Raw genomic sequence first — 12,953 nt, 5'->3', positions numbered from 1 at the left:
GGCCTCTCATGCCGTTATTTCTCTTTTCACTCTGCATTTCACACACTTTTCTGCCAAATAGCGAATCCTCGATTACATATCGGGGTACTCTTTCGTAATTTCAGATCTTTAGCGGAATGACGATCCTCTTATGAGCGCGAGCCGTACGTAGTCGTAGAAAGCTTTTTAAATTGGGGGAAAGTGCCCTTCCCCCCCGTGAAACGGACGAACCTGAAGACACTCGTACCCCCCCTGAATTCTAATTATGCAAAGAAGGCACTGAAAAAGTTTGGTTTTTCACTTTTTCGGTGCCCTTATGACCATTTTTGATCATACTTTTCCAGTCGTTTCAACAAAAATGCCTGAAGTTTCCTCTTTTTTCGACACCTTCACTAAATCTTATTAGCAACTAATCATTGAGTGAATATGATGTTTCCATCCGGTATAATAATTCTTTCTCATTGCTGCGGGCATTTTAGGTTGAAAGTCCTCTGTATGCTGATACAAACCTTTCAATTCCTCTAAAGAGCCCCAAATACCTGCAAATAACCCAGCTAAATAAGCAGAACCTAAAGCCGATAAATCGGACATTCTCGAAACCTTGACTTTATTGTTTAACATATCTGCTTGATACTGCATCAAAAATTTATTCGATGTCGCCCCTCCATCTACACGTAATTCTTTAATGGAAATACCAGATTCTTCTTCTATAAGTTGAATCACATCAGTAACTTGATATGCGATACTCTCAAGTCCTGCACGAATAAGATGAGAGCGGTTTGTTCCTCTAGTCATCCCAACAATAGCTGCCTTTGCCTGAGGGTACCAATAGGGTGCGCCTAATCCTACAAAAGCTGGTATTAAATATACACCTTCATTTGAGTTTATCGAACTAGCAGCTTCTGAAACTTCTTCTAAATCTGTGAAAAGCCTCAGATCTTCCTTCATCCACTTCATAATATCACCAGTCGTATTTATTATTCCTTCTAAACCATACTCAACTCGATTACCAATTCCCCATGCAACCGAAGTTACTAGGCCATTCTTCCCCTCTATAAGATCACCTGTATAAATCATAACAGATGTACCTGTTCCATATGTCGCCTTAGCCATCCCCGCCTCTAAACACCTTTGACCAAATAAAGCAGCTTGTGAATCTCCAATTACCCCCGAAATTGGTAATCCTTTTATACACACAGAATCGTCATTTATATAACCAAAGTTCACATTTGAACTCCTTACTTCTGGTAACATTTGATTTGGAATTGAAAAAATATCAAGTAACTCTTGATCCCATTGAAGAGAATGAATATTAAAGAGTAGCGTACGACTTGCATTTGAATAATCAGTAGCATGTACCTTTCCGCCTGTTAAGTTCCAAATCAACCAACTATCGATTGTACCGAATAGCAGACTCCCTTGTTCCGCTTTTTTCTTTGCACCTTCTACATTTTGCAAAATCCATTGAACTTTAGTCGCTGAAAAATACGGGTCTATTCTTAGTCCTGTTTTCGCTTGAACGACCTCTTCATATCCATCTACTTTTAGTTTCTCGCATAAATCTGATGTTCGACGACACTGCCAAACAATTGCATTATATATAGGTTGACCTGTCTCTCTATCCCAAACAACAACTGTTTCACGTTGATTTGTAATTGATATACTCACAATCTCTTTCTCGTTTATCTCTGTCATACTTTCGTTTACTAACTTTTTGACACATTGATAAATCTCAATAGGATTATGCTCAACCCAGCCTGGCTGAGCATAATACTGTTTATGATTCATCGCTTTCTTATAAATAATTTGTCCTTCCTTATTTACAAGTAATACCTTTGTTCCTGATGTACTTTGGTCAATGGAGAGTATATGCATTGTCCTATCCTCCATTATTTAGACATTAATCCTTCAGACAATTTCACAATATTCTCAATATTAATTCCATAATAATCAAATACTTGAGCTGTATTTCCTGTAACAGCAGGTTCATCAGGTATACCAACTATCTCCATCGGCACCGGACATTCTTGCACGACTACTTCTGAAACGGCTGCCCCTAAACCTCCATGAATACTATGCTCTTCCACGGTTATGATTCTCTGCGTTTCTTTAGCCGCTTTCACAATTGCTTCCGTATCAAGCGGTTTTATCGTATGCATATTAATGACACGACAATGAACCCCTTTCTTCTCCAATTCATTCGCACTAGCTAGAGCTACCCTAACCGTTTCTCCTACAGCAATAATTGCTATATCTTTTCCACTTTTTAATTCAATTGATTTCCCAATTTGAAAGTCATAATTACAATCCGCATAAACATCTTCCACAGGGTTACGTCCAATACGTACGTAGACAGGTCTATCATAATCGACTAACGCTTCAATCATCTTTTTCGCTTCATGCCGATCAGCCGGCATCATGACATCAAGACCTGGTATTGCTCGTGTCACCGCCACATCTTGTAATGAGTGATGCGACATTCCTAATGCACCATAGCTAACGCCACCACTAATACCAATTAATTTCACATTCATCTGCGAATAGGCCACATCTACTTTAATCTGTTCAATACTTCTCATACTTAGAAAACAAGCAGGAGAGGCAACGAAGGGCTTCTTGCCGGAATGAGCTAATCCTGATGCAATTCCGACAATGTTCTGTTCAGCAATTCCAACTTCTATGATTTGATCAGGCAATTCTTTTCCAAACTGAACCATCGATGCTGAACCTCTTGAATCGCTAGTCAGTACGAGAATATCTTTATTTTCCTTTGCTAGATTCAATAAATTCTCACTAATAGCTTGTCGGTTAGCAATTTTATTACCAATTTCATTGCTGATTGCTACAATACTCATCCTAGCACCTCCAATTGTTGATCAAGTTCGTCCATCGCTCGATGATAATCCTCTTTTGATGGAACCTTATGGTGCCAACTAACTTGATTTTCCGCAAATGAAACGCCTTTACCTTTAATCGTATTTGCGATGATTAACGTTGGTTTCCCTTTTATCTTAGGAGCACCTGTTAAAACATTAACTAGGGACTCTATATTATGACCATCAACTTCCACAACGTGCCATCCAAAGCTACGCCACTTTTCATCTAATGGATCTATAGCCATGACATCTTCTGTCCCTCCCGTAATTTGCAAACGGTTACGATCGATAATCGCCACTAAATTATCTAAGTTATATTGAGCGGCAGCCATTGCTCCTTCCCATACAGAGCCTTCAGCTTGCTCACCATCACCCATCAATGTAAATACTCTATATGATCGACGATTCAACTTAGCCCCCAGTGCCATACCAACTGAAATCGGTAATCCATGACCTAAAGCACCTGTATTCATTTCAACACCAGGTACTTTATTATTCGGGTGACCAATTAAACGCGATTGAAATTGAGAAAATGTCTTGAGTTCTTCTTCTGGAAAGAAACCTTTGTCAGCCAAAATCGCCCAATACGATTCGACTGCATGTCCTTTACTTTGAACATAGCGATCACGTCTATCCCATTGTGGATGTTTAGGATCGATGTTCATCACCTTATAATATAAAACTGTTAAGATATCAGTATTTGATAACGAACCTCCGGTGTGACCAGTCTTTGCTTCATAGATCATTGTTAAAAGCTGTTTTCTAATTTCAATAGCTTTTCGTTTTAATTGTACTATCTCTTCACTCATTTCAATCCCTCCAAACTATTGATTAATGTCACTTCCACGTAACCAAGCTTTAATTTCCTCTTTTGTTGGATCAACTGGATCGGGGTTTAACCCCGGAATATACTCACAGGCTTCATACAAAGCTGGGACAACATTAGCATGAATCCCAACAGAATGATGGATGTATGGACCTTTCACCAACTTCTCTTCCCATAATGGCCAATCATTTACTTCAATCCAAACATATGAACCTCTCGTGAAGGGACCAGTTGTTCCTTTTGCTTTTCCTAAAAAGATAGAGTATTCTCCATGGTCTCCATCAAATCGAGCAATGGTCATATCTCCTCCTTTAATTTCCCCTTCGTGAGTTCCAGGTGAATGATCTTCAAATAGGAAATGTTTATTCAGCTTTGGTGTTTCTTCTACACTTAATGAAACCGGGAAGTTCCCACAGTGAAATAGTAGCTCTCCGTTAGGGTTATCTGGATGTCGAACGGTAATATCAGCAAAAAATGTCGGTTCGGTATTTAACGTTGCTGCTTGAACCATAATTGATGTGATCGCTCCATGGATATCAGTCTCACATGTTACTGGTATTTGTTCGTCTGTTAAGATCGCATTAGCTAGACACGGCATAATTCCAATTAAATCTTGTAATGCTGACCAACATTGAATCGCGATAGCCGTACTATTTGTTTCATCAGCGTATTGCTTCATCGCCACCTTCAAAGCTGCGATGCGGCGTACATTGTCCTCTGATACAGAGCTCCAATCAAGTGTCTTCTTAATATAAGCTATTGCTTCATCTAACTCTTCACAACTGGACTTCTCAACTGTCAACGTTTTCTGTTTTATGTCTTCTAACGTAATAGGATGAACTTGAATATTAAACTTCTCTAATAATTCACCTTCATTACATATAACAGACCAAAAATCAGAGGGTCTTGTTGAAATTTGTAAGATTCGTAGTTGATTAAAATGTTTCACCACGTTTGATGCCGCAATAAAATTCTTGAATCCTCGTTCAAAAACCAGATCATCGACATGACAATTCGTAATATATGTGAACTTCACATTGAACCTACGTAATACTTTACCTGTCGCAAACAATCCGCATTGGGTATCACGTAACCTCATTCCATCAGCTAACGGCGCTTCATCACGCGGCCCCCAAAGTAACACTGGTTTTCCTAATTCCTTTGCAATTCGAGCTACAATATCCTCTGTACCAAAATTACAGTGCGGAACAAATAATGCATCTACCTTCGCATCTTGAAATCGCTTTATTATTTGCGATTCCTCCGAACGGTTAAATAATAACCCTTCTTCATTTATGCCCTCTAAATCCACTATTTCGATAGGTAAATCAAAACTTTTCATTTTTTGAAGAATTAGCTCTTTATATTTATAAGCATCCTCTTTACTGAAGACAAAACGTCTTGTTGGCGCAAACCCTAGTACTAGATTTTCCATTTTATCCCTCTCCTTGACGAATACGTATTTATTTCTTAATTAGTCTTAATGCTAAATAAGGCTTACTCGGTAAATCGATTTTACTTTCATTTGTGTAAAGTCCTTCAAGTTTAATAATTGTCATTTCCCATGTATCTATAAGTTCTATTTGATACTGATTCCCTTCAGGTAACGGAAACGTTTTGAAGGAAGGTTGACTTGAACCTAAGTACACTAAAATATACTCATCACCTACTGATGCCGCTGCTACATCCCATTGATAATAAACAGGTGTTAATCGTTTTGTAGGACCTTCTTCAATGATTTCTTTCAAAAACTGAATACGTTTTGGGCTTTCACCACGTAATTCTCCACCGTGTGACCACCATATGATTCCGCTTTCATTTAAATATGCCTCTCCATGCGTCGCATAACCCCCACGACAAAACGCCTCCCAAAACTGTTCGACCATTTTCTCTCCTGTTATATTTCCCCAACCATGATTTAGATCCCCCTCATATCGACACTCATCATTAATAACCGGCTTCCCGTATTCATTTCTCCATTCTTCTATAAAAAACATGTCATGATATTGAACACTTAAATGTGTTACCCATGGTTTACGATGGTCATACCAATGAGCATTACTACGATAATGCAGATCAAGGCTATGCCAATTATGAATGGACCTTAGATGTTGACTCGGATCATGTTCCTGTACAAATTTGAAAAAAGCATCCCAATCTTTCATATCCTTATTTTTCATAAGGTCATATTCATTCGCAAACGACCACCAAATATTGCGATATGCTGAAAGTCTTGCAACAATATATTTTAAATACCTGAAATCAACCTCTTTACCCATATCAGAAAAACCCCAACGGTCATAAGGGTGAAATAAGATCAGATCTACTTCAATCCCAATTGACTCTAATGCCTGAACTTGCTGTTCAAGTCTTTCAAAAAACTCCACATTAAATTTAGTAAAATCAAAACCACCTTTTAGTGATCCTTCAAACGGGTAACGGACAGGCTCTAACAAGTTATAATCATAGTGCTTCGGGAATACACACATTCGAATTTTATTAAAAGGAGAGTTTCTTAAAGCTTCAATTGTCTTATTCTCCAACTCTTCCCCTTGATGGTTCCAAACGTAAGCAGTCGTTCCAAATGGATAAAATGGCGTTCCATCTGCGTACTCAAAATGATACGTTTCACTGACTTGAACGGGTCCCTGTTTACTTTCTGTCGTTTTTATACAGGAAAACACTCCATCAATCTTATCTAAGTTAGGATCGTTACTTATTGTGAAAAATGCCCACTCTCCGACTTTATCAGGCATAAACCTAACTTTATACGTATTTCCCCCATCATAAAAACCGTCCACTTCAACTTTCCTATTCCCTAATCTAAATTCACACTTAATCCAAGAATCGATAAAAGGATTGTCGGTAGGTGTTCCCTCAAACTCCAATTCAAACCTTCCCCACTGTTTAACAGGTTGGTAACTAGACATTTCTACTCCTCCTCATTTTTTACAGGAATCGCCAAATAAAAAAGTTTAAATAACAAACTAAATATATTTTATATAATATCAATGAAACAAACACGAGTCAATGAAACAACTAAAAAAGTTTAGTTGTTTCATTGACTCGTGTTTAATAAATAACGACAAATAATCAAGATAAACATTCCCCTCCATACCTAAATTCAAGGATTTACATAAATAATTTACAATGAACTTTACTCGCATATACTAAAAAATGATTACATATGGTATAATTTAAATGTAATTATTTCATAAACAATATTACTATTACGAATAGGAGATTTATATATGAAGATAGATGATATCGCTAAACTAGCTGATGTTTCACGTTCAGCCGTATCTTTAGCTCTAAACGGGAAAAACGGAGTGAGCCAAAAAACACGTGAAAAAATCTTAAAAATAGCTCAAGATCATGGATATATTCCACGCTCCATTGTTAAGGCTGAACATTTTATAAAAAACAACTCAAAAATTTTGCGTTTTGTCGCTTGCACTAATGCTGGAATTGTCACTGAACAATTCGAGTCTTTACCTTTTTTCATGGAATTAATTAATAACCTTGGTGAACATATTAATACGAGTGGTTATTCTCTATTAGTTTCTTCTATAAAAATCGAGGAATTAGAGAAGTCCTTATCATCACTTGAGCAACAACAACCATCATCAGGCATTTTACTTCTCGGAACAAATTTATCACCTTCCCAAATCGAAACAGTATCAAAAATTCAACCAAATTTAGTTGTTTTAGATACTTGCTTTGAAACGATGAATGTCAATTTTGTTGTGATGAATAATATATATGGGGCGTACCATGCTGGAGCGCATCTTATTAAACTAGGCCATAAAAACATTGGTTATATCGAATCTACCACACGTATGTATAATTTTAATATGAGAAAGAAAGGATTCTTTCAAGCTATGGATGAGTTTGGAATAACGGTGCGAAACAAACATATTTATTCTTTACCACCTACGACAGTTTCCTCTCAAGAAGAATTCAAAAAAGAAATAACTAAAAATAGAAACGACCTTCCAACAGCTTTCTTTTGTGAATGTGATTACATGGCAATCAGTGCAATTAAGTCTTTTCTTGAACTCGGTATTCATATACCGAATGATGTTTCAATCATTGGCTTCGATAACATCTCTGAATCCCAGGTCATTTCCCCTGAATTATCGACGATTCATGTGAAGAAAGATCGAATCGCTTCACTGGCAGTTGATATGCTTATCAAGCAAATACAGAAAGAAAATTTAGACATCATTAAATCATTTGTTAACACTGAACTCATCATAAGGAAGTCGTGCAAAGAACTTATTCCTGTTAACGAAATAAAAACTTCAAAGTAAAACATTTAATAAATGATTTTTTCTCAACTAAAACCCCATATCCTAGACTTCAAAAAACCTTTAAGTAAGGAGTTTACTCGATCCCTTGCTTAAAGGTTTTTTACCTATATTTTTTTATTTAACTGCTCCTGATGCCACTCCTTGAGTAATTTGTTTGGAAAAGAATAAATATAAAATCAACAACGGAAGCGTCACTATACTTAAGCCTGCAAATAATATACCTGTATCTGTACCTTGCTCACCACTTTGCAAAATAGCGATAGCAACTGGAAGAGTCCTTGATGAAGACTGTACCAGTAATACAGAAGCAAATAGATATTCACTCCAAATATTAATAACATTTATGATGGCTAACGTCGCAATTGGCACTTTAGCCATCGGAATCGCAACATGCTGAAATACTTGCCATGTATTACAGCCATCGATCATGGCAGCTTCTTCGATCGCACGAGGCATTTGATCAAAGAAAGCACGCATAATGATCATACTGAACGGAATATTTATAGCCGTATACAAAAGAATAACTCCTAATAAACTATTCCTCAGGTTCATTGCATCCATAAAATAGTAAATAGGAACGAGCAATGAATGAACAGGAATAGCAATTAATGCAACTAACGAGATAAAAACGATTTTATTACCAGGAAATGCATACCTTGATAAGGCATACCCTCCCATTAAAACAATAAATAATAGTAATACTAAAGTAGCAACTGTTACGATAATACTATTCAAAAAGTTTCTACCTAATGATGTATCTATCCATGCTCGTACATAGTTCTCAAAATGAGGATCCCATGGTATAGAAAAGGGACTAAGAATAATCTCTTGATGAGGTTTTAACGACGTCATAAACATAAATATGAGTGGAAAAGCAACTGAAATCGCTGCAACTATTAACAACACATTAATAATAATCTTTACAACTTTGCTATTTGACAAATTTCTCACCTACTTTTCTTGATTTGATATATTCGTTAGTTTTAGGTAAAGAATTGTAATAACTGCAATAATAATTGTCATTACAACCGATATAGAAGAAGCATATCCAAACCGTTGATTTTCAAAAGCTTCTCTATATAAAATTGTCCCCAACACCTCTGTAGAATAGAATGGACCTCCACCTGTCATAACATAAATCAAATCAAACGTTTTAACCGACGCAATAATTTGTAACATAATGAGAATAAATGCCATTCTTTGTACCATTGGTAAAATAATCAACATAATCCTCTGAAAAGGTGTGACACCATCAATTGTTGCAGCATCATGAACCTCTTCAGCTATACCTTCAATCGCAGCTAAAAACAAAAGCATACACCAGCCACTCACTTGCCAAATAGCAACAAAGATGACTGAGTAAAGAGCAATATCTGGATTCCCTAGCCATAGCTGTTGCCAAGATTCAAGACCAATAGCACCAAGAAAGGAATTTAATAGCCCATAGCTCGGTTCATATATTCTTGCCCACAGAACAGCAATAACAGCTGTTACTAAAATGACCGGAATAAAAAAAACAAATTTATATATTTGCCACCCTGGCACTTTTCTAGAAACCGCAACTGCCGAAAGAAAACCTAAAATGACTGTAAATGAAGTAAAAAGTACTAGAAATATTGCATTATTCTTTAGAGCAAGCCAGAAATTATTATGATCTAATAATCGTTCATAGTTATTAAACCCGATAAATTGCGGGGGAGAAAATCCATCCCACCGATAGAAACTCATCGTAATTGAATAGATGAGTGGAGCCACCATAAAAATAATTAACAGTAGCAATGAAGGCAATAAAAAGATATACGCTGCCTTGTTTTTCTTTATTTTCTCTAATAATGTAGTTTTCCCATTAGGATTTACCGCCTTAGATTCTACGTTCATACTCCTCACTCCTTTAATAAAACCCGTTAAACCATTCGTCTAACGGGCTTAATCAAACTACTCCCTAAACTCAACCACTTCTTCAACCATATTCGTAAATTCTTCTCCCATTTCCTCAGGAGTTAAACTACCTATGACTAACCCTTGAATTAATTGAGTGGCATTTGAACGATACTCGCCATACCATGTGGAATTATACAACCCATGTGTACCTGCTCCCTGCATTAATTCGTACATTTCAATAACAATTTCAGGATAAAGATCTTCCAATTCTTCAACAGCGATATCAGCCCTAATTGGAAATGCTGACGTCGTTTCACCGATTCTAGACTGAACGTCATAACTTAAGGTGAACGAAACAAATTCCTTAGCAAGCTCTTCATTTCCAGTACCTTCAACAATCATTATCCCAGTTCGATCATAGAAACCTGCAGTTGAGTCAACATCACTGCGAAACTCCGGATACAGCGCAACACCCAATTCAAAATCTTCAGGAAGTTCCCCTCCTAAAGCATTCGGCCCAGCTTGCCACGAGCCATCGCTGTACATAGCCGCTCTGCCCTGAGCAAAAATTTGCCTCGCTTCAGCCTCACCTACACCTGCAGCTCCAGGATCCATTAACTCATCTGCCATCCTTCTAATAGTATTGAACATTTCTACTGTATCTTCATGAGTAAAATCTAAAGTCTCGTGATTCATAAATTGTTGATAATGTTCTTCACTAACGTGCCTTCTTAAATTGATATCAAATAATTGAGTCGCTTGACTAGCATCTGACAACCCAGAAGTCCAAGGAATATACCCTGCCTCTCTTAATTCAGGACCAATTTCGAATAACTCATCATATGTCGTCGGAACTTCTACCCCTGCTTCCCTAAAAGCGGCTTTATTATAATAAAGAATAGGACTACTAATTGATTCAATTGGAACGGCATATTTATGACCATCTGGTGATGTTACACTTTCAACTGTCGATTGATGCAAAGCGTCATACCAGCCCTCCGACTCAAATAAATCATCTAATGGTACAAGAGCTCCCGAACTAACTACATCTTCATAGAAGCCTGTTGTCCAGTACCAAGCCACATCAGGTCGATCATCTTCAGAATTTAACAACCGTACAATATTTTGCGTATATGAATCACCATCATATTCATCAATTTGTACGGTAACATCTGGGTGTTCATTCATAAATTCATCAGCAACCCATTCCATTAATAAGTTTCCAGCTGGCAATGATAGAGTTAATGTTCTTTCATCATTTTCCGAACTAACCCCTGCGTTGCCGACATCATTTTCATCATTACTAGCTGAATTATCAGAACACGCAACACCTACTATTAAAATAATCGCTAATAAACAAATCGAGTACATAAATCTTTTCATCATTTTTCCCCCTTAAAGATAATAATAGAATTCTAGTATAGAAAGTTAATAACCCTCCTTTCTTTAATAAACTCTTATGATGAAAGGCAAAAAAACCTTTTATCACTATCTCCAAAAATGAAAGCGCTTACTATTATAGTACAATTTAAAGATAACTCCTTTGTATTAGACATTCATAAATTTCTATTATTTTTTAGTGAATGTTAAGTAGATTGTATATCCACATGAAACACCAGTCAACACTTTTCTCAATTTTTTTAGTTATTTAATAAAGTACAACTAAAAAATTTATATTTATACACTACCTAAAAATATTGAAAAACCTGTATTAACCCTATATTCACACTTATACAGGCAATTTTCTAACCTACTAAAAACTTTAAAACACCTAAACAAAAAACTAAATTTTTTTATTGATAGCGTTATTTTCATATGGTATATTTTGTTTTATAGCGACTATAAAGGAGGAACATATGAATCACACATTTACTATTCCAGAATCAAAAAAAATTAGGCTAATCATTAACACGGATGCAAAAAATGAAGCAGACGATCAATTTGCCATTGTTCACGCCCTACTAACGCCACGATTTAATATAAAAGGCATTATAGGAGCTCATTTTGGATCTTTAAGAACAGACAATTCTATGCAAGAAAGCTATGACGAAGTAAAAAAAATACTAAACATTATGAATTTAACTAATGACGTCCCTGTGTTAAAGGGATCTACTGAAGCCATCCCTAATGAATCAGACTATATCGAATCGCCAGGGGCAGATTTTATTATTAACGAAGCTTTAAAAGACGATCCCACTCCGTTGTACGTAGGATTTTTAGGTCCTATAACAGATTTAGCTATCGCTTATATGAAAGAACCTAAAATCGCAGATAAACTTACTGCGTTATGGATCGGAGGAGGAGCTTGGCCAAATGGAGGGTTTGAATTCAATTTAATGAACGATATTCACGCGGCGAACGTCGTTTTCTCCTCAGACATTTCTCTTTGGGTCATACCCGAAAACGTATATAAACTCATGAGAGTTAGTATTGCCGAATTAGCTGTTAATGTACAACCCTATGGTGAAATAGGTGACTATTTATATCAACAATTAATCCAGTTCAATTTTGACATGGTTGAAAAATACATTCCGACTATTATTGAACGTAAAAAAAAGTCAAATATACCATTTACTAATGAGGAAATCCACGGGCTAAATTCGTGGCCAAAAGGAGAGATGTGGCATCTTGGTGATTCACCTATTGTCAGTTTATTACTCGATGACCATCAATACGGTTACGAAATGCGACCAGCACCACGTATTACGAGTGATATGAGGTATGTTCATCATCAAACTGAACGACTCGTACGTTGGTATAACTATGTTGATTCTACTTTTACATTACAAGATATGTATGCGAAATTAAAACTTCATTATCGCTCATAACTTCTCAACACTACACTTTACTACTCGAGATATTAAGGGCGATCCATTACTGAGAACCCTTAATATCTACCTTTTATATGAAAAAGATGCATCGATCAAGACCTCTCAAACAGAGTCATCACTATTTTTTAAATATTTATCTACATATTTACTTCTCCTGAACTTTTATACTCGAAAACTTGTACATGTGTTACGTTCATTTAACCAATCTCAATTAAAATCAAAAGCTTCTTTAATTCAATCACATCTA

10 protein-coding genes are annotated in these 12,953 nt (G+C 36.4%); 2 read left to right on the top strand and 8 right to left on the bottom strand.

Annotated elements, in window-relative coordinates; genetic code table 11:
- Window positions 1-381: 381 nt before the first annotated feature.
- Genes glpK through ACERJO_RS01125 form a run of 5 tightly spaced genes read right to left on the bottom strand, consistent with a single transcriptional unit; the run spans window position 382 to window position 6,611 of the window.
- On the bottom strand, window positions 382-1,854 hold the full coding sequence (gene glpK / locus ACERJO_RS01145) for a glycerol kinase GlpK (protein WP_373646338.1): 1,473 nt from the start codon (window positions 1,852-1,854) through the stop codon (window positions 382-384).
- A 14-nt stretch (window positions 1,855-1,868) separates the two neighbouring features.
- Window positions 1,869-2,834: a transketolase family protein gene (locus ACERJO_RS01140; RefSeq protein ID WP_373646337.1), complete on the bottom strand. Its 966-nt coding sequence runs from the start codon at window positions 2,832-2,834 to the stop codon at window positions 1,869-1,871.
- On the bottom strand, window positions 2,831-3,664 hold the full coding sequence (locus ACERJO_RS01135) for a transketolase (RefSeq protein ID WP_373646336.1): 834 nt from the start codon (window positions 3,662-3,664) through the stop codon (window positions 2,831-2,833). The genes ACERJO_RS01140 and ACERJO_RS01135 overlap by 4 nt, the downstream gene beginning before the upstream one ends.
- A gap of 15 nt (window positions 3,665-3,679) precedes the next feature.
- Window positions 3,680-5,116, bottom strand: a complete 1,437-nt coding sequence (locus ACERJO_RS01130) for an L-fucose/L-arabinose isomerase family protein (protein WP_373646335.1) — start codon at window positions 5,114-5,116, stop codon at window positions 3,680-3,682.
- A gap of 28 nt (window positions 5,117-5,144) precedes the next feature.
- A complete protein-coding gene (locus ACERJO_RS01125; protein WP_373646334.1) occupies window positions 5,145-6,611 on the bottom strand; it encodes a DUF5605 domain-containing protein in 1,467 nt (488 codons plus the stop codon).
- Between the two features lie 321 nt (window positions 6,612-6,932).
- Here ACERJO_RS01125 and ACERJO_RS01120 point away from each other — a divergent pair, with 321 nt between their 5' ends.
- A complete protein-coding gene (locus ACERJO_RS01120) occupies window positions 6,933-7,994 on the top strand; it encodes a LacI family DNA-binding transcriptional regulator (RefSeq protein ID WP_373646333.1) in 1,062 nt (353 codons plus the stop codon).
- Window positions 7,995-8,108: 114 nt separating this feature from the next.
- Here ACERJO_RS01120 and ACERJO_RS01115 read toward each other — a convergent pair whose 3' ends face one another.
- Genes ACERJO_RS01115 through ACERJO_RS01105 form a run of 3 tightly spaced genes read right to left on the bottom strand, consistent with a single transcriptional unit; the run spans window position 8,109 to window position 11,258 of the window.
- Complete coding sequence (locus ACERJO_RS01115) at window positions 8,109-8,936, bottom strand: carbohydrate ABC transporter permease (protein ID WP_373646332.1); 828 nt, start codon at window positions 8,934-8,936, stop codon at window positions 8,109-8,111.
- A gap of 9 nt (window positions 8,937-8,945) precedes the next feature.
- Window positions 8,946-9,872 carry a carbohydrate ABC transporter permease gene (locus tag ACERJO_RS01110; protein WP_373646331.1) on the bottom strand — a complete coding sequence of 309 codons (927 nt, stop codon included), beginning with the start codon at window positions 9,870-9,872 and terminating at the stop codon, window positions 8,946-8,948.
- 57 nt (window positions 9,873-9,929) lie between these two features.
- Entirely contained in the window at window positions 9,930-11,258 is a 1,329-nt protein-coding gene (locus ACERJO_RS01105) for an ABC transporter substrate-binding protein (RefSeq protein ID WP_373646330.1), read from the bottom strand.
- 473 nt (window positions 11,259-11,731) lie between these two features.
- Between ACERJO_RS01105 and ACERJO_RS01100 the strand changes: the two genes are divergently transcribed.
- Complete coding sequence (locus ACERJO_RS01100) at window positions 11,732-12,703, top strand: nucleoside hydrolase (protein WP_373646329.1); 972 nt, start codon at window positions 11,732-11,734, stop codon at window positions 12,701-12,703.
- The last annotated feature ends 250 nt before the right edge of the window (window positions 12,704-12,953 follow it).

Origin of the sequence: Halalkalibacter sp. AB-rgal2 (assembly GCF_041821005.1) — a bacterium.
GTDB lineage: Bacteria > Bacillota > Bacilli > Bacillales > Bacillaceae_D > Halalkalibacter.
The sequence above is the reverse complement of the archived record's forward strand: the minus strand, read 5'-3'. Positions and strand labels throughout refer to the sequence as shown.